Annotated in this window: 17 protein-coding genes; 10 read left to right on the top strand and 7 right to left on the bottom strand. The window is 60.2% G+C overall.

Annotated elements, in window-relative coordinates; all coding sequences use genetic code 11:
- Positions 1-18 precede the first annotated feature (18 nt).
- The 5 genes from mreC to ACR0IV_RS12015 are packed head-to-tail and all read left to right on the top strand — an operon-like array spanning position 19 to position 5,474.
- Positions 19-921 carry a rod shape-determining protein MreC gene (gene mreC, locus ACR0IV_RS12035; RefSeq protein ID WP_480470846.1) on the top strand — a complete coding sequence of 301 codons (903 nt, stop codon included), beginning with the start codon at positions 19-21 and terminating at the stop codon, positions 919-921.
- Positions 914-1,450, top strand: a complete 537-nt coding sequence (locus ACR0IV_RS12030) for a rod shape-determining protein MreD (protein ID WP_480470847.1) — start codon at positions 914-916, stop codon at positions 1,448-1,450. The genes mreC and ACR0IV_RS12030 overlap by 8 nt, the downstream gene beginning before the upstream one ends.
- A complete protein-coding gene (gene mrdA, locus ACR0IV_RS12025) occupies positions 1,447-3,396 on the top strand; it encodes a penicillin-binding protein 2 (protein ID WP_480470848.1) in 1,950 nt (649 codons plus the stop codon). The genes ACR0IV_RS12030 and mrdA overlap by 4 nt, the downstream gene beginning before the upstream one ends.
- Positions 3,393-4,532, top strand: a complete 1,140-nt coding sequence (gene rodA / locus ACR0IV_RS12020) for a rod shape-determining protein RodA (protein WP_480470849.1) — start codon at positions 3,393-3,395, stop codon at positions 4,530-4,532. Before mrdA ends, rodA begins: the two co-directional genes overlap by 4 nt.
- Positions 4,533-4,541: 9 nt before the next feature.
- Positions 4,542-5,474 (top strand): 2-hydroxyacid dehydrogenase, encoded by a 933-nt coding sequence (locus ACR0IV_RS12015; protein ID WP_480659335.1) that lies wholly within the window; start codon positions 4,542-4,544, stop codon positions 5,472-5,474.
- On the opposite strand, the gene ACR0IV_RS12010 is transcribed toward ACR0IV_RS12015, so the two are convergent.
- Positions 5,471-7,486 (bottom strand): M3 family metallopeptidase, encoded by a 2,016-nt coding sequence (locus ACR0IV_RS12010; RefSeq protein WP_480659334.1) that lies wholly within the window; start codon positions 7,484-7,486, stop codon positions 5,471-5,473. The genes ACR0IV_RS12015 and ACR0IV_RS12010 overlap by 4 nt on opposite strands.
- Positions 7,487-7,627: 141 nt before the next feature.
- Here ACR0IV_RS12010 and ACR0IV_RS12005 point away from each other — a divergent pair, with 141 nt between their 5' ends.
- Positions 7,628-8,839 carry a trans-sulfuration enzyme family protein gene (locus ACR0IV_RS12005; RefSeq protein WP_480659332.1) on the top strand — a complete coding sequence of 404 codons (1,212 nt, stop codon included), beginning with the start codon at positions 7,628-7,630 and terminating at the stop codon, positions 8,837-8,839.
- An 88-nt stretch (positions 8,840-8,927) separates the two neighbouring features.
- On the opposite strand, the gene ACR0IV_RS12000 is transcribed toward ACR0IV_RS12005, so the two are convergent.
- The 5 genes from ACR0IV_RS12000 to ACR0IV_RS11980 form a co-directional block, all read right to left on the bottom strand.
- Entirely contained in the window at positions 8,928-9,977 is a 1,050-nt protein-coding gene (locus ACR0IV_RS12000) for a HesA/MoeB/ThiF family protein (protein WP_480659331.1), read from the bottom strand.
- Positions 9,977-10,432 carry a dUTP diphosphatase gene (gene dut / locus ACR0IV_RS11995; RefSeq protein ID WP_480471920.1) on the bottom strand — a complete coding sequence of 152 codons (456 nt, stop codon included), beginning with the start codon at positions 10,430-10,432 and terminating at the stop codon, positions 9,977-9,979. Before dut ends, ACR0IV_RS12000 begins: the two co-directional genes overlap by 1 nt.
- A 27-nt stretch (positions 10,433-10,459) precedes the next feature.
- Positions 10,460-11,656: a bifunctional phosphopantothenoylcysteine decarboxylase/phosphopantothenate--cysteine ligase CoaBC gene (gene coaBC / locus ACR0IV_RS11990; RefSeq protein ID WP_480470854.1), complete on the bottom strand. Its 1,197-nt coding sequence runs from the start codon at positions 11,654-11,656 to the stop codon at positions 10,460-10,462.
- A gap of 62 nt (positions 11,657-11,718) precedes the next feature.
- A complete protein-coding gene (locus tag ACR0IV_RS11985; RefSeq protein ID WP_480470855.1) occupies positions 11,719-12,540 on the bottom strand; it encodes a ChaN family lipoprotein in 822 nt (273 codons plus the stop codon).
- Complete coding sequence (locus tag ACR0IV_RS11980; protein ID WP_480470856.1) at positions 12,537-13,415, bottom strand: RNA polymerase factor sigma-32; 879 nt, start codon at positions 13,413-13,415, stop codon at positions 12,537-12,539. Before ACR0IV_RS11980 ends, ACR0IV_RS11985 begins: the two co-directional genes overlap by 4 nt.
- Before the next feature lie 101 nt (positions 13,416-13,516).
- Between ACR0IV_RS11980 and cobU the strand changes: the two genes are divergently transcribed.
- Genes cobU through ACR0IV_RS11960 form a run of 4 tightly spaced genes read left to right on the top strand, consistent with a single transcriptional unit; the run spans position 13,517 to position 17,118 of the window.
- Positions 13,517-14,038, top strand: coding sequence for a bifunctional adenosylcobinamide kinase/adenosylcobinamide-phosphate guanylyltransferase (gene cobU, locus ACR0IV_RS11975; protein WP_480470857.1), 522 nt, complete (start codon positions 13,517-13,519; stop codon positions 14,036-14,038).
- On the top strand, positions 14,035-14,613 hold the full coding sequence (locus tag ACR0IV_RS11970) for a histidine phosphatase family protein (protein WP_480470858.1): 579 nt from the start codon (positions 14,035-14,037) through the stop codon (positions 14,611-14,613). Before cobU ends, ACR0IV_RS11970 begins: the two co-directional genes overlap by 4 nt.
- 58 nt (positions 14,614-14,671) lie before the next feature.
- The gene (locus tag ACR0IV_RS11965) at positions 14,672-15,556 is read left to right on the top strand and encodes a glutathione S-transferase (RefSeq protein WP_480659329.1); all 885 of its coding nucleotides are present in this window, start codon (positions 14,672-14,674) and stop codon (positions 15,554-15,556) included.
- A 47-nt stretch (positions 15,557-15,603) separates the two neighbouring features.
- Positions 15,604-17,118, top strand: a complete 1,515-nt coding sequence (locus tag ACR0IV_RS11960; RefSeq protein ID WP_480659327.1) for a YifB family Mg chelatase-like AAA ATPase — start codon at positions 15,604-15,606, stop codon at positions 17,116-17,118.
- Here ACR0IV_RS11960 and gshB read toward each other — a convergent pair.
- Positions 17,115-18,047, bottom strand: a complete 933-nt coding sequence (gene gshB / locus ACR0IV_RS11955; RefSeq protein WP_480470861.1) for a glutathione synthase — start codon at positions 18,045-18,047, stop codon at positions 17,115-17,117. The genes ACR0IV_RS11960 and gshB overlap by 4 nt on opposite strands.
- Positions 18,048-18,079: the final 32 nt, after the last annotated feature.

Here is an 18,079-nt window from a genome sequence, read left to right as displayed (position 1 = left end):
AGCACGGGAAGGTAACCTGTGGCAAAGGACCGATCACAGCGCGATGAATACACAACCCCCTTACGCCGCCTGCTGCTGGGGATCGTGGTTCTGTGCTTGCTGGCGATCTTTCTGGTCTGGCGCATCGATAGCCCGCGAGTCGAGCGGTTCAGGGCGCAGGTGGTGGATACGGTTGTCCCTTCGATGGAATGGGCGATGGTGCCGGTCACTGGTGCCGTCAATCTTGTGCGAGACTTCCAAAGCTATCAGCGCCTGAGCGAACAAAATCAGGAGCTGCGCAGCGAGTTGCGCCTGATGCGCGCCTGGAAAGAGGCCGCGCTGCAGCTGGAGCAGGAGAACGCGCGCCTGTTGGACCTGAACAATGTGCGGCTTGATCCCCGGCTTACATATGTGACCGGCGTGGTGATGGCCGATAGTGGCTCACCTTTCCGGCAGTCCGTGCTGCTGAATGTGGGCGAGCGTGACGGGATCGTCGATGGCTGGGCCACGATGGACGGGATCGGCGTGGTCGGACGTATCTCGGGGGTTGGGCCGGATACGGCGCGGGTGATCCTGCTTACGGATGCATCCAGCGCAATACCGGCAACCATTCAGCCCTCGGGTCAGACTGCGCTGATCGCAGGTGACAACAGCGCATCGCCGCTGGTTGAGTTCCTCGAAAATCGCGAGTTCGTCCGCCCCGGAGATCGCGTTGTGACATCTGGGGATGGCGGCGTGTTTCCAGGTGGATTGCTGATCGGTCAGATTGCCGTCGATCCGGGCGGCAGGTTGCGCGTGCGGCTTTCAGCCGATTTTGAACGGCTCGAGTTCCTGCGCGTCCTGCGCTTCCAATCCGCCCAACCCATTCAGGACCCCGGCGGCATCGTCGGACCCCGGCAACCTGCGGCTGCACTAACTCCGCAAGAGGTTACCGATGGATAGGCCAACCTCACATCTCTGGCTGAAACGCGGGCTTTATATCGCGCTTGCAGTGCTGGTGATGTTCCTGCACCTACTGCCGCTCGATAGCAAGCCGGATCGATGGCCCTTTCCGGATATCCTGATTGCACTGACTTTTGCATGGGTGCTGCGCCGCCCGGAGTATGTGCCGATCCTTGCGATTGCGTTCGTGATGCTGATGGCTGATCTATTGCTGCAACGTCCTCCGGGGCTGATGGCTGCGTTGGTGGTTTTGGGTGCAGCCTATCTGCGCAATGCTGCGCCGGGGATGCGGGATGGCGGGTTCGTCAGCGAATGGACCAACGTAGGCGCGGTGATCACGGCAGTTTTTGTGCTCAACCGCGTCATTCTTGCTATTCTGTCTGTGCAACAGGCAACGCTGGGACCGGTGGTGATACAAGTTGTTCTGACAATTGCGGCTTATCCTGTGATCGCCCTGCTCAGTCAGAGCGCGTTTGGCGTGCGTCGCAAGTCTGTCACGGACAGCACAACCCCGGGGGCGCGGGCATGAAACAGCGCAAACCGAAATCACAGGGCCTCGCCTATAAGCGGCTGCCTCGCCGGGCGCTGGTTTTAGGCGGGTTGCAGGCCGCGTTCATTGGCGGGCTGGCGGTCCGCATGCGGTTCATGCAGGTAGATCAGGCCGACGAATACCGCCTGCTGGCCGAGGAAAACCGCATCAATATCCGTCTGATCCCCCCGACACGCGGGCGGATCTATGATCGCAACGGGCAGATCATCGGTCAGAATTCGCCATCTTATCGCATCGTGATGGTGCGCGAAGATGCAGGCGATATCGACAAGGTCATTACCAAGCTCTCCGAGCTGATCCCCCTCACCCAAGACGAAATTGAGCGCGCGAAAGCCGAGATGCGCCGCTCTGCCCCATTTCTGCCGGTCACGCTCGCCGATCAGGTCACATGGGAAGATATTTCGAAAGTCGCCGTCAACGCCCCTGCCCTGCCCGGTGTCACGCCCGAGGTGGGATCGACGCGTCAATACCCTCGGTACGAGGATTTTGCTCATGTGGTGGGCTATGTTGGCCCGGTCAGCGATTATGATCTCAGCCAGATCGACGACCCCGAACCGGTGCTGCGCATCCCTCGGTTCCAGATCGGCAAGGTCGGGCTTGAGGCCAAGCAGGAAATTCCATTGCGCGGCAAAGCCGGAGCCAAGCGGGTCGAGGTTAACGCCACGGGCCGCGTGATGCGTGAACTCGACCGGCAGGAAGGCACTGCCGGGGCGGATCTGCAACTCTCGGTCGACGCAGATCTTCAGCAATACGCGCAGGCCCGCCTGGCCGGAGAAAGCGCCGCCGCTGTTGTGATCGACTGCGAAACCGGAGATATCCGCGCCATCAGTTCGGCCCCAAGCTTCGATCCGAACCTGTTTGTTCGCGGTATTTCAGTTGCTGATTACCGCACGCTGACCAATGACAAGTACCGCCCGCTGGCCAACAAGACGGTGCAAGGCACCTATCCGCCCGGTTCGACCTTCAAGATGATCACCGCGCTGGCCGCGCTTGAAGCCGGAGTGATCGGCCCGTCGAACACAGTATACTGCCCCGGCCATCTGAAGGTCGGCAGCCGCCGATTCCACTGCTGGAAACGCGGCGGGCATGGAACTGTTGATCTGGAACTGTCGCTGAAGCGCAGCTGCGATGTCTACTACTATGATGTCGCCCTGCGGGTTGGCATCGACAAGATATCCGAGATGGCGCGCACCTTTGGACTGGGGGTCAAGCACGATATTCCGATGTCCGCCGTGGCGGCTGGCCTGACCCCCAACCAGGATTGGAAAGAGCGGGTACACGGGCAGGAATGGCTGATTGGTGACACGGCGAACGCCTCGATCGGTCAGGGCTTCATGCTGGCTTCACCGCTGCAGTTGGCGGTGATGACGGCACGGCTGGCGACCGGGCGAGCGGTGACACCACGCCTTGTTCGCTCGATCAACGGGGTAGAACAGCCCTCGGGAGCGGGCGAGCCTCTGGCGGTGAACCGAAACAATCTGGAACAGGTGCGCAAAGCCATGTTCTCGGTCTCGAACGACCGGCGCGGCACGGCCTATCGCAGCCGTATCATCGCAGATGACTTCCGCATGGCGGGCAAGACGGGTACCAGTCAGGTGCGCAACATCACCAAGGCCGAACGCGCCGCAGGCGTGATCCGCAACGAGGATCTTCCATGGGAGCGCCGCGACCACGCACTATTTGTTAGTTTCGCACCCTACGACAATCCAAAATACGCAGTCGCTGTTGTGGTTGAACATGGCGGCGGCGGCTCAAAGGCCGCGGCCCCAGTGGCGCGCGACATCATGCTGCAAGCGCTTTACGATGGAACGCCCCCGCTTGAGGCGTATCCGACCGGTGATCGTGAGCGCATCAAGGAACAACAAAAACGGCTTGAGGGGGATCGCCGCCCCAAAGCGCGTCCTGACGTGAAGGACCGCGCATGAGCTATCTCGAATACGCCGTCAAATCCACGCCCTCCGGGTTCCGCAAGTTCTTCTATATGAACTGGCCGCTGACCCTGCTGCTGATCAGCGTGGCGAGCGCAGGTTTCCTGATGCTCTATTCGGTAGCCGGTGGGTCATGGACACCATGGGCTGAACCGCAGATAGAACGGTTCGGTCTGGGCCTAGCGGTCATGTTCATCATTGCGCTTGTGCCGATCTGGTTTTGGCGAAATATGTCGGTCGTGGCCTATCTGGGCTCAATCGGCTTGCTCATCGTGGTGGAGCTGTTTGGAACGATCGGCATGGGTGCCCAGCGTTGGATTGACCTCGGCTTCATGCGACTCCAACCCTCTGAGGTGATGAAAGTGGCGCTGGTGATGGTGCTGGCTGCCTATTACGACTGGTTGCCTGCCCATAAAACATCGCGACCACTCTGGGTGATCATCCCAGTCATTCTGATCCTGATCCCGACCTTTATGGTCCTACGTCAGCCAGACCTCGGCACTTCGATCCTGCTGCTGGCGGCAGGCGGAGGTTTGATGTTCCTCGCCGGTGTCCACTGGGCCTATTTCGCCGCCGTAATTGCGGCAGGGGTCGGCCTGATCGCCACCGTTTTCAATAGTCGCGGAACAGAATGGCAATTGCTCAAAGATTACCAGTTCCGCCGGATTGATACCTTTCTGGACCCTTCAACCGATCCGTTGGGGGCTGGATATCACATCACCCAATCCAAGATCGCTTTAGGCTCGGGCGGCTGGAACGGGCGCGGGTTCATGCAGGGCACGCAATCACGGCTGAACTTCCTGCCCGAGAAACACACCGATTTCATCTTCACCACATTGGCCGAAGAGTTTGGCTTCGTCGGCGGTATCACCCTGCTGATCCTCTATGCCATGATCCTGATCTTCTGCATGGTCACGGCTCTGGCAACCAAAGATCGTTTCTCGTCCCTGGTGACGCTGGGCATTGCGCTGAACTTCTTCCTGTTCTTTGCCGTCAACATGTCGATGGTCATGGGGCTTGCCCCGGTTGTCGGTGTGCCATTGCCGATGGTCAGCTATGGCGGCTCGGCCATGTTAGTGCTGATGGCCGCCTTCGGCATCGTGCAAAGCGCCCATATCCATCGTCCCCGCTAAGAGGTACCAATGCCCGTTAACGTCCTGTTTTCCGCCCGCCCCGGGTTGTGGCCGGAATATGAACCGCTGCTGCGCAAGGGTCTGACCGAGGCCGGGTCAGATTTTCATCTGGCCACGGACATCCCCGCGGATCAGGTCGATTATGTGGTCTATGCCCCGAACGGAGGGCTGCGGAATTTCACCCCGTTCACCCGCCTCAAGGCGGTGTTCAGTCTTTGGGCCGGGGTAGAAAGCATATCGGGCAATGAGACTCTGACCGTACCGCTGACGCGCATGGTGGACAGCGGGCTGAAACAGGGCATGACGGAATGGGTGGTGGGCCATGTGCTGCGCTATCACCTCGGCATGGACCGCCATATCACCCAACAGGATACAACATGGGAACCGGATGCGCCGCCTTTGGCATCCCAACGCACCGTGGTCGTTTTGGGTTTGGGTGAGCTGGGCGCGGCTGCTGCGCGGGCGCTGGCGGATTTGGGCTTTCACGTCATCGGCTGGAGCCGGACCGCAAAGAACATTCCCGGAGTGACCTGCCTGCACGGGACGGACGGGTTGCGTGATGCCCTGTCACAGGCCGAGATCGTGGTTCTGCTACTGCCAGACACGCCCGCGACCGAAAACACGCTGAACGCAGAAACGCTCGCCCTGTTGCCAAAAGGGGCCAAGATCATCAACCCGGGCCGCGGACCTCTGATCGATGATGACGCCCTGCTGACCGCGCTGAATTCTGAGCAGGTCGGACATGCCACGCTGGACGTCTTCCGCACCGAACCGCTGCCCACCGAGCATCCCTATTGGGCGCATCCGAATGTGACGGTGACGCCCCATATCGCATCTGAGACCCGACCGGTGACCGCCGCTCAGGTAATCTGCGAGAACATTCGCCGAGGTGAAGCGGGCGAGCCCTTTCTCCACCTCGTTGACCGCGAGCTGGGGTATTAGGCCGCGATCAGCCCGCGACCCTTCAGCAAGGCCTCAACCCCCGGCAGACGCCCGCGGAAGGCCAGATACAGCTCCTCCGCCTCGCGCGATCCACCGGTTGAGAGGATATTGTCCTCCAGCGCCTTGGCGCGTTCTGGGTCAAATGCGCCGCCTGCTTCTTCGAACGCAGCAAAAGCATCGGCATCCATGACCTCGGACCACATATAGCTGTAGTAGCCCGAGCTGTATCCGTCGCCCGCAAACACATGGGCGAAATGTGGGGTGGCGTGGCGCATTCCTATAGCGGACGGCATGCCAATATCGTCCAGAACCTCGGCCTGTTTCGCCATCGGATCAGCGGGTGCAGCGCCGTCATGGAATGCCAGATCGACCAGGGCCGAGGCCACATACTCTACCGTCTGGAATCCTTGATCGAAATTGGCCGCCTTCAGCACCTTTTCCAGCATCTCTTGCGGCATCGGCTCGCCCGTCTCGGCATGGGTGGCGAATTCGGCCAGAACCTCGGGCACTTCCAGCCAATGTTCATAAAGCTGGCTGGGCAGTTCAACAAAATCACGCGCAACGGAGGTGCCCGAAATGCTTTCGTAGGTCACATTGGACAGCATCTGATGCAGCGCGTGACCGAATTCATGAAACAGCGTGCGCGCGTCGTCATAAGACAACAGCGCCGGGTCACCTTTGGCGAAATTGCAGACGTTGATCACGACCGGTGTCTGCGCTTTCGGGAATTTCGCCTGCCCTCGCATCGCGCTGCACCATGCGCCCGAGCGTTTTGCTCCGCGCGCGAAATAATCCCCGATGAACACCGCGATGTGCTGCCCGTCGCGGGTCACCTCCCATGCACGGCAATCAGGGTGGTAGAGCGGCACATCCAGCGGCGCAAATTCCAGTCCGAACAGGCGGTTGGCACAGGCAAATGACGCCTCAATCATGCGATCCAGCTGCAGGTAGGGCTTCAGCGCTGCCTCATCCAGATCATGCTCGGCCTTGCGGCGTTTCTCGGCGTAGTAGCGCCAGTCCCAAGCTGCCAGCGGGCCATTGACGCCATCCTCTTGCATCATTGCGGTCAACACTTCAGCATCCGCGTCTGCGCGGGTTTTGGCGGGCTCCCACACGTCCATCAACAGCTCACGCACACGGTCCGGGGTGCGGGCCATCTCGGTTTTCAGCTTGTACTCGGCGAAACTGTCATAGCCCAGCAGCTTGGCGCGTTCTTCACGCAAGCGCAGGATTTCCGCCGCTATTTCCCGGTTGTCAGTGTCGCCACCATTCGCGCCGCGCGCAGTCCAAGCGCGGTAGGCTGTTTCGCGCAGGTCCCGGCGTGGCGAGAATTGCAGGAACGGCACAATGATCGACCGCGAGAGCGTAACTACAGGGCCGTCCACGCCCTTCTCCTGACCTGCAGCGCGTGCGGCATTGACCGCAAATTCAGGCAGGCCCTGCAGATCATCCTCGGTCAGCTCCATGAACCAATCGCGCTCGTCCGCTAATAGGTTCTGGGTAAAGGACGTGCCCAGCGAGGCCAGCCGTGCCTTTATCTCTTGCATGCGCGCATCGGCATCACCTTCCAGCGAAGCACCTGCGCGCACGAAACCACGATGCGACAGCATCAGAACACGCGCCTGTTCGTCACTCAGACCCAGCTCATCGCGGCGTGCCCACAGATCAGCCACGCGCCGAAACAAAGTCTTGTTGGATGAAATCCCCGAAAAATGCGCCGCCAGTTTCGGGGAAAAATCGCGCTGCAGCTCTTCGCGCTTGGGATTGCTGTCCGCGCCCGCAACCGTGAAGAACACCGACAGGACCTTATCCAGTTGCTCGCCTGCGGCCTCCAAGGCTTCGATGGTATTGGCGAATGTTGGGACTTCAGGGTCGGCCGCAATCGCCTCGATCTGCGCGTTATGGGCCTTCAGTGCCTCTTCCAGAGCAGGGGAAAAATCGTCATCCGAGATCTTGGCAAAGGGGGCGAGTTCAAACGGAGTTGTCCAGTCGGACAGGATCGGGTTCGTCATTCTGATCTCCTTTGCTGGTCAAGCTAGGTAGGCCGGGGACAATGGTCCAGAGGCAGCGGATCGGAAAGATCGGATTCTGTCGCAAACCCGCTTGCGCGAGCGATCTCGCCTGCGCAGTGTTCCTGTCAAAGGAGACAGGACATGACCAGATCGAACCGCCCCGCCGGGATCATGACAACCGCAATCCATGCGGGCGATCCGCCCGACACCGCGACCAATGCATCGGCCCCCCCGATCCATATGAGCTCGACCTACCTTGTTGAGGATCTGGCCGGATTCTCTGCGCATGATCTGACGCCGGACAGCCCTTATCTCTATTCCCGCTGGGCGAACCCGACAGTCGCGGGGTTGGAGGCCAAGATTGCGGCCCTGCAGGGAGCCGAGGCCTGTCTGGCGACGGCCTCAGGCATGGCGGCGGCATCGGCCATTTTCCTTACTTTCCTGTCGGCTGGCGATCATCTGATCGTCTCGGATGTCTCTTACGCTGGCGTCGCTGAACTCGCGCGTGAGACCTTGCCTCGGATGGGTATCGAGATTTCGGCGATCAATATGTCTGATCTGGAAGCGGTCGCAGCCGCGATACGGCCCAACACCCGGCTGATCCATACTGAGACCCCGGTGAACCCGATCAACCGCCTGACCGATCTGGCGGCTGTCTCACAATTGGCGCGCGAGGCTGGTGCGCTGCACAGTTGCGATGCAACCTTTGCCTCGCCCCTAGGCATGGACACTGTCGCATTGGGTGTCGATCTGACGATGCATTCGATCACGAAATATATCGGCGGGCATGGCGATGCCGTCGGTGGGGCCGTCGCCGGATCGGCCGAGCTGATATCCAAGATGCGTGCCGAGGCGAGCATCCATCACGGCGGAATCCTGTCTCCGTTCAATGCCTGGCTGATTGCCCGAGGCGCGTCGACCCTGCCATTGCGTATGAAGGCGCACCAGTCCGGAGCCATAGAGGTTGCAAGGTGGCTTGAAGCGGATCCGCGGGTTTCGCAAGTGATTTATCCGGGCCTGTCTTCGCACCCGCAGGCAGAGCTGGCTGCGCGGCAAATGTCGAACACATCAGGCATGATTTCGTTCCAGGTCGGTGGTGCCGCTGACGGAGAGCGCATTGCGCAGCAAATGATCGAACGCCTGGAGGTTATCCACTACGCAGTGTCATTGGGGCACCATCGCAGTCTGATTTTCTGGATGGAAACCGAAGGCCTGATGGAGACTTCTTTCAAACTGCAGGGAGATCAACTGGAAGATTACCGCAGATATGCGGGCGACGGGATTTTCCGCCTATCTGTTGGTCTGGAAGATGCCGAAGATCTGATTGCCGATCTGGATCGCGCTTTAGGTTAAGGAAAGCTCCCGCCCCCGCAGCGTGCATCAAAGATGCACCTTGGCGGGGTTGGGCCAGGCCGCGTGCCCGTGGCATGCGGCGGTTGCTTTAAGCACCCACACCTGCGCAGATCGGACAATCGGCAGCTTTGGAAAGTTTGATTTTGCGACTTTCGCCATAGAGGGCGTCATAGATCAACATCTCGCCGCGCAACGCCTGCCCGGCCTCGGTGATAACCTTGATCGCCTCCACCGCCATCATTGACCCAACGACGCCAGGAAGCGGCCCGATCACTCCTGCTTCGGCACAAGACGGAGCAAGGCCGGGGGCCGGGGCTTCGGGGAAGATACATTGGTAACAGGGACCGGCCCTGGCGGGATCGAAGACACTCAGTTGACCTTCCCATTGCGACAGAGCGCCCGAAATCAGTGGCTTGCCCAGCGCGACTGCGGTTCGGTTGGCCAGATAGCGTGTGTCGAAATTATCGGTGCCGTCGAGGATCAGATCGAAGTCGGCGAACAGATCGGCAGCGATCTCTTCCGTGAGCCTACGGTGATAGGGCAGAACAGTCACGTTCGGGTTCTGCGCCTGCATCGCGGCCTGAGCCGAGAATACCTTGGGCATCCCGATATCCGCATCGCGATGGATCACTTGCCGCTGAAGGTTGGCGTTTTCAACCTCATCATCGTCAATCACACCGATTGTGCCAACGCCCGCCGCAGCCAGATATTGCAAGGCAGGCGCACCCAGACCACCAGCCCCGATCACCAGAACCCGCGCCCGTTTCATCTTTTTCTGCCCCGGGCCGCCCAGCTCTCGCAGGACGATGTGGCGGGCATAGCGTTCCAGCTCGGTCTCGGTGAACTGATCTGAGGGCATTTTAGGTTCCTTGGGCTCGGCAGCTTCCGCTCGGTTTCGCAACGCTTTCACGCCTCGCCCATAAAGCAGAACCAGCACCGCAGAGCCAGCAAGGATCAGCCACATCGCAGCAGAGCCGCCGGTTGCCTGACGCAACGGATGTGCCTCGGGCAACACCAGCTGAGCGATGATGACGCCAACCAGCAGCGTGCCAACTGATGCCATCCGCGCGGTACGGGACACGCCCGCGATATAGCCGATCCCCCATAGGCCTGCCGCAAGGATCAGGACCAGCAGCATCAGCCGCGCCCGGTCGAACCGAAACCGCCCGCGCCCCGGTCGGTTTCAGACAGCGTGTCGGTGGCTTCGAATGTGGCTTGCACCACTGGAGCGACGACAAGCTGGGCGATGCGTTCTCCGTGGGTGATTTCGAACGGGTCCTGACCTGCGTTCAGCACGATCACACCGAGAGGACCACGATAGTCACTATCGATGGTTCCGGGCGTGTTCGGCAATGTGATGCCGTGTTTCAGGGCCAAACCCGAGCGCGGGCGGACCTGCACCTCAAACCCTTGCGGAATCTCGATCCGCAGGCCGGTAGGCACCAAGGCGCGTTGACCGGGGTCCAGTGTAATTGTTGCCTTTCCCGGTAGATTGGCCCGAACATCCGCCCCTGCGGCCCCCGTAGTTTCGTACGAAGGCAACGGGATCGAGGGATCGGCCCCGTCCTCGCGGATCACACGAATTGCAACCATCCCCAAACCTCTCATTTTCTACGGAGTTTACCCTGCCAAAACCGCGGCAATCTTCTGCGCCAATCGTTCGGCCACCGCGTCCTTGCCCATGCGCGGCCATTCCTCAGCCCCTTCGTCCGAGATCAGAATCACCGCATTCTCAGAGCCACCCATGATACCCGTCGCCGGGCTCACATCATTCGCAACGATCCAATCGCAGCCTTTGCGCGCACGTTTCGCGATTGCGTGCTCAATCACGTTATCCGTCTCGGCGGCAAAACCTACAACGAGCGCAGGGCGTCCCGCCTTCATCCGCGCTACACGTTTCAAGATGTCCGGATTCTCGGCGAATTCCAAAGTAGGCAAACCGTCTCGGCTTTTCTTCAGCTTCTTGTCCGTGGCCGTCGCAACGCGCCAATCCGCTACCGCAGCCGCAAAGACCCCTGCATCCACGGGCAAAGCGGCCTCGACCGCATCGGACATCTCTTGCGCCGTCTCGACCGGCACGACCTGAACCCCTTCGGGTGGCGCAACCTCGGCAGGTCCGGTGACAAAAACCACCTCTGCCCCGAGCGCCGCCAGCGCCCGTGCCACTGCCGTCCCCTGAGCGCCCGAGGACCGGTTCGCAATATACCGCACCGGGTCAATCGGTTCATGTGTCGGGCCAGAAGTTACCAGCACGCGTTTGCCCCTGAGCGGCCCATCACCGAGCTGCGCCTCGATCGCAACCACGATCTCCAGCGGTTCCGACATGCGGCCCGGGCCGTACTCGCCGCAAGCCATATCGCCCTCATTCGGACCCACGAAACGGACACCGTCCGCCTGCAGTTGCGCCAGATTGCGTTGCGTCGCTGGGTGATCCCACATCCGCACGTTCATAGCAGGCGCACACAGAACCGGCGTGTCGGTTGCCATCAGCAGCGTCGAGGCCAGATCATTGGCCAGCCCCCCGGCCATCTTGCCCATCAGGTCAGCAGTCGCAGGCGCCACCACGATCAGATCAGCAGAACGTGATAGCTGGATGTGCCCCATCTCGGCTTCATCGGTCAGGTCAAACAGATCGCGATAGGCTTTCTCTCCGGCCAGTGCCGAAACGGACAAGGGGGTCACGAATTCCTCTGCCGCACGAGTCAGCACCGGTGTCACCGCTGCACCGCGTTCGCGCAGCCGTCGGATCAGATCCAGCGACTTATAGGCCGCGATCCCGCCGCCGATGATCAGCAGAATGCGTTTGGTTGCCAACATGTCTTGCCCTTCCGTCCCGGTCGGCCCCGACATTAGGCAAGGCAGCCGGGCAGTTCCAGCAGTTAATTCTGTGTCTCAAAGGCTTTGCAGGGGTCTTCACGCTCGACAATGGGGCTGTCAATCACCGCATCAAACTCACCAGAGATGAGACCGTCCTCGGACTGTCCCAAAACGAAGACCTTCAACCCCGGACGCAAGCGCGACAGGAATGTGGGGATACCGCGATCCTTGCGAGCATGGCCATTGCCGGTGATCACGGCAACCGGGCCACCGGTTTCATCGGTGGCACGCAGGATGGCACGTGTCAGAACGGCATCGCGCAAACGCTGGATCGCCACCATCTGCGGTAAAGCCTCGGCAGGCAACGCGTCGCAATGAGCCGCAAGCTGATCTGCCTCGCGCGCCGCCTGATCTTCGGGTGAGAGCGGAATGGTCAGCCCATATCGCGCCGCATCCGCACCCAGCGCAGTGGCTGCGCCCCGTTCCATCGCGGCCCGCGCAGCAGTTCGTGGGACCATCGCACCGTAAACCGGAGCATTCGACGCCTGGAATACCGGATAATACATGCTGAGCGGGGGCCATCCGGATTCGGCCCAGCGTAGAATCCGTGACAATTCCTCGGGGTTGGCCGCCGCCTTCTGCGCCAAACGCTGAGCGCCCTCTTCCGTCACCATTTCCCAGACCACGCCCGAGGGCCCAATAGCTTCGATCGCCTCGGTCTGGACGAGGTGATGCCGCGGATTGTCGTGAATTTCGCCCAAGATAACGACATCTGCCGATTGCATGGCTTCCAATACATCGTCAGGTATCAATTCTGCAGCGCGGACCGTTTGGCCAGCACTTGCAAACAGCACAAACGCTACAAGAATCGCAAAGAGTTTCATGCGAAGAAGTGTTGCACCTCGCGCGATTGCGCTTCAAGGTTCTTGCGCATCTTAACAAAAGCTGCAGCCTCAAGCTGACGTACACGTTCCTTTGACAGTCCGAGTTCCTTGCCCAGGCTCTCCAGCGTCCGCGACGGTTCACGCAGCTTGCGTTCGCGCACGATGAAACGTTCACGATCATTCAGCGCCTGCATCGCGGTGACCAACCATTCGCGCAGCTGTTGCCTGTCGTGACTGTTTTCTACGGTTTCAGCCGCTTGCTCCCGATCATCTTCCAGCGCATCAATCCACTCGCGCCCGTCTTCGTCCGTCGACTGAACCGCATTCAGGGAAAAATCGGACCCGGCAAGCCGCCCCTCCATCATTTCAACATCGCGCAGGGGAACGCCGATTTCAGAAGCGATCATCTGATGCAACTGGTGTCGGTCCAGATCCAGACCCTCGGTCGCGGCCTCGCGCTCTAACCGTGCCTGCACCCGGCGCATGTTGAAAAACAACGACTTCTGAGATGAGGTCGAGCCAGTGCGCACCATGGACCAGTTGCGCATGACGTAGTCCTGAATGCTGGCCTTGATCCACCAGACCGCATAGGTCGAAAAGCGCACACCCCGATCCGGATCGAACTTGTCTGCAGCCTTCATGAGGCCCAGCCCGGCCTCTTGGATCAGGTCGTTCATCGGCGCGCCATAGCGTTTGAACTTGGCCGCCATCGAAATCGCCAGGCGCATATAAGCGGTGATCAGACGATGCAGGGCCTGCTCGTCCCGGTCATCACGCCAGGCATAAGCCAGCTTCAATTCGGTCTCGGCATCCAGCAACTCAGCCTTCATTGCCTGTCGGGACATCGAAAAATCGTTTGCGTTGTCCAGTGCCATGCAACTCTCCCTTTACCACAGGCTATAGACCGGGCTTGTCTTGCCGACCTGAGGTCGATACGCAGAACAAAACCGGGTGGATCACCAGAAAGGTAATAAAAGTGCACCCCAATTTAACCTTTGTGTTGGGCGGCGCGGCTTCGGGAAAGTCGCTTTTTGCCGAACAACTTGCTGTTTCCACAGGGAAAAGCCGGGTTTATCTGGCCACATCACAAATGTTTGATGATGAGATGCGCCAGAAAGTTAGGCAACATATTGCACAAAGAGGCAGCAAATGGGTGACAATAGAGGCACCTTTTGAGCTGCCTCCCGAGCTGGCGAAGCTGACGGAAGATCAGGTCTGCCTGATCGATTGTGCCACCATGTGGCTAACAAATCATTTGCTGGCTGAAGCCGATCTTGATCAGGTTCAGGCAAAATTGCTTGGCGCCTTGAAAGACTGCGCAGCGCAGATCGTCATCGTATCGAACGAAGTCGGCCATGGGATCGTCCCCGACAACGCCCTGTCCCGCCGCTTTCGCGAAGCGCAGGGACGGCTGAACATCGCGCTGGCTGCCCAGGCGGATCGGGTCGTGCAAGTAACCGCCGGGTTGCCTCTGGTCCTGAAAGGTGCGCCCCTGTGACCCGGCTGCATCTGGTCCGGCACGGGCCCACTCATGCAAAAACCATGGTCGGTTGGTCCGATCTGCCCGCTGACCTGAGTGATACGGCAGCGATTGATCGCCTCTCTGCCCATCTTCCGACTGAGGCAATCGTGATCTCATCCGACCTGTCGCGCGCGGCCGACACCGCCAGTGCCATTCAGGGCGCACGGAAACGATTGCCGCATCACCGCGATCTGCGCGAGATCAACTTTGGCAGTTGGGAGCTGCGCAGTTTTAAGGAGATCGAAGCCGAAGACCCCGAACTTTGCTTTGCTTATTGGGACAATCCGGGCGAGGTGCGTCCACCGAGTGGTGAAAGCTGGAACGAGGTGCGCACACGGGTTGATGCAGCCATCGATACGCTGATTTCGGCCCATACCGGGCGTGATCTAATCGTAGTGGCCCATTTCGGTGTGATCCTGACCCAGGTCCAGCGCGCGCTGGAAGTCGACGCGCAAGAGGCCTTTGGCCATAGGATCGACAACCTCTCGGTCACCGAGATTACCCATCACGGCGACCGCTGGTCCGTGGGCCGCATCAATCATCAACCGTGATGGACTTACGCACAAATCAACGATTTACCTGCGCCACCTGATCCGACATCGTTCAAACATGACCTATGACCTTTTCATCGGCGACCGCCTGTTTTCCAGCTGGTCCCTGCGCGGGTGGCTTATGCTCGAGAAATTCGGCCTGCTTTACCGCTCTCACATGATTGGCCTTTATGCCGGAACAATGGCTGCGGATATGGAGTCTCTGGCCCCCGCCCGCCTCGTCCCGGCCCTGAGGTTGCCGGACGGAACCGTGGTCGGCGAAAGCCTCGCCATGGCAGAAACACTGGCCGAGCGACATCCCGAGGCTGGGCTTTGGCCCACCGATCCCGCGGCGCGCGCAACGGCCCGCTGGCTATGCGCTGAGATGGTCGCAGGCTTCTCGGCCCTAAGGGGTGAATGCCCGATGCAATTGCGGCACTGCTGGGAGGGGTTCAAGCCGTCACCGGACACGCTGTCCGACCTAAGCCGGATCGAGACACTGTGGGCACATGCCCGCAACATCTCGGGCGCAGAAACCGGCCCGCTGTTCGGGACTTATTCCCTGGCAGATGTGTTTTACGCTCCGGTCGCTGCGCGGATCATTGGCTATGGCCTGCCGGTGTCAGAGGCGAATCGTGCCTATTGTCTTGAGCTTCTTTCGGATTCGCCTGTCCGTCAGTGGCGCGCGATGGGCCTGACAATTTCTTATGATCCTTTTCCCTATCCGCAAAACCTGCCTGAACAGAACTGGCCGATTGGTGGATCCTCGAAGGCAAAAGCCGTTGAAACCGGCCCATCGGTCAACACGGACTGCCCGTATTCCGGGAAACCTGTCACGGACTACCTTGAACTCGACGGTCAGGTCTGGGGCCTCTGCAATCCGTCTTGTCGTGACAAAACCGTTGCCGATCCGGGTGCATGGCCGAAATTCACCGCAATGGTGGCCGGCGTTAACCATTCCTAAACCGCAACCATGGCAGCAACGTCCTGTTAACCAAGAACAGGATTGCCATGGTCGCCCGCGCCCATACAGTTGCCTTTCAGGGCGTTGACGCCCGCCCGGTCGAGGTGCAATGCGCCGTCTCGCCGGGCCTTCCGGCCTTTTCCATCGTCGGGCTTCCCGACAAAGCCGTATCCGAGGCGCGCGATCGGGTGCGCAGCGCGCTCAGTTCGATGGCGATCGCACTTCCGTCCAAGCGGATCACCATCAACCTGTCCCCTGCCGACCTGCCGAAAGAGGGCAGTCACTTCGATCTGCCCATCGCAGTAGCGCTGCTCTCGGCACTTGAGATCATACCAACCGATGCCGCCGAAGGGGCTGTGGCCTTGGGCGAGCTTTCGCTCGACGGGTCGCTGGTGCCCGTCGTTGGCGCTCTGCCCGCCGCCATGACCGCCGCAGCCGAGGACCGTTCATTGCTCTGCCCATCGGCATCCAGCTCCGAGGCGGCGTGGGTCGACGCCACTCAAGTCATCGGCGCGGGGTCTCTGGGCGATGTGGTCCGTCACTTCACCGGCCAATCCGCGCTGCCCGCCGCGACCCCGGGCGAGGTCAGCCTATCGCCCATCGCGCGGGATTTGCGGGATGTCAAAGGCCAGGAACGCGCCAAACGCGCGTTGGAGATTGCCGCGGCAGGACGGCATCATTTGATCATGATCGGCACGCCCGGTTCCGGCAAATCCATGCTGGCGGCGCGGCTGCCCGGTATTCTGCCACCATTAACGCCCGTTGAAGCGCTGGAGACTTCGATGATACAGTCGCTCTGCGGTTTGCTGGACGAAGGTGGTATCAGCCGGGCACGCCCATTTCGCGAACCGCATCACACCGCATCGATGGCGGCCATTGTCGGTGGCGGCAAAGGTGCCAAACCCGGAGAGATTTCGCTGGCGCATAACGGCGTTCTGTTCATGGACGAATTCCCCGAATTCCCGCGCACTGTTCTGGAAACCCTGCGTCAACCCATTGAGACCGGAGAGGTCATGGTCGCCCGTGCAAATGCGCACGTCAAATACCCCTGCCGGTTCATGCTGGTGGCGGCAGCCAACCCCTGCAAATGCGGCTACTTGACCGACCCGTCGCGCGCCTGTTCCCGCGCCCCGGTCTGCGGCGAGGATTATCTGGGCCGTATCTCAGGGCCTTTGATGGACCGCTTTGATCTGCGGATCGAGGTTCCGCCAGTCGGGTTTACCGATCTTGATCTGCCACCCTCGGGCGATAGCTCAGCCACCGTTGCCGCGCGCGTCGAAGCGGCACGGGAGGTACAGGCTGAACGGTTCGCTGACCTGCATGGTGCACGTCAGAACGCCGACCTCGAAGGCACGTTTCTGGAAGAATGCGCAACGCCGGACGCAGAAGGCAAGGAGCTGCTTCTGAACGCGGCAGAACGGTTTGGCTTATCCGCCCGCGCCTTTCATCGAATTCTGCGGGTTGCCCGCACCATCGCAGATCTGGACGGCGAGGCGGACATTCGTCGCCCGCATATCGCCGAGGCGCTGAGCTTTCGCATCAGCGCCAAGGTTGGGGCCTAAAGCTTTGCTTCAATCGCCTGCCAGATCTTCTCGGCAATATTCTCGCCGTTGAAACGCTCAAGCTCCTGAATACCGGTGGGCGAGGTCACGTTGATCTCGGTCAGATAATCACCGATGACATCGATCCCGACGAAGATCTGACCCTTTTCCTTCAGCAGCGGGCCGATTGCGGCGCAGATTTCCATGTCCCGTTCGGTCAGACCAACCTTCTCGGGCCGCCCACCCACATGCATGTTCGAACGTGTCTCGCCCTCAGCCGGAACGCGATTGATAGCGCCCACAGCCTCACCATCGACCAGGATCACCCGCTTGTCGCCATTACGCACATCGGGCAAGAACTTCTGCACGATCAGCGGCTCACGTGAGAAGCCAGTGAACAACTCGTGCAAAGAGGTCAGGTTGCGGTCATTCGCATCCAGCCGGAACACCCCGGCGCCGCCATTGCCATAGAGCGGTTTGAGGATGATATCTTCATGCTTTTCTTTGAACGCCTTGATGGTCTGCAAATCCCGCGCGATCGTCGTTGGTGGGGTCAGATCGGGGAAATCCAGTACCAGGAGTTTTTCGGGATAATTCCGCACCCAGAAGGGGTCATTCACCACCAGCGTTTGCCCTCTCAGGCGATCCAGCAGATGGGTCGAGGTGATGTAATGCATGTCAAACGGCGGGTCCTGCCGTAGCCAGATGACATCGAAATCGGCCAGATCGACCTCGCGCTCCGGACCCAGCACAGCCGGGTCACCCTGCATCCTCTGAACCGACATGTCATGACCACGCGCGGTTATGCGCCCTTCTTGATAGGCCAGTTGGTCCGGGCCGTAGAAAAACAGCTCATGCCCGCGGGCCTGTGCTTCTTCGGCCAAACGGAACGAGCTGTCGGCATTGATATCCACGGCCCCGATCGGGTCCATCTGAAAGGCGATTTTCATGGCTTGTCCCTTACGTTCTACGCCCGATACAT

This window comes from Ruegeria sp. C2 (assembly GCF_056537765.1).
This window is presented reverse-complemented; position numbering and strand designations above follow the sequence as displayed.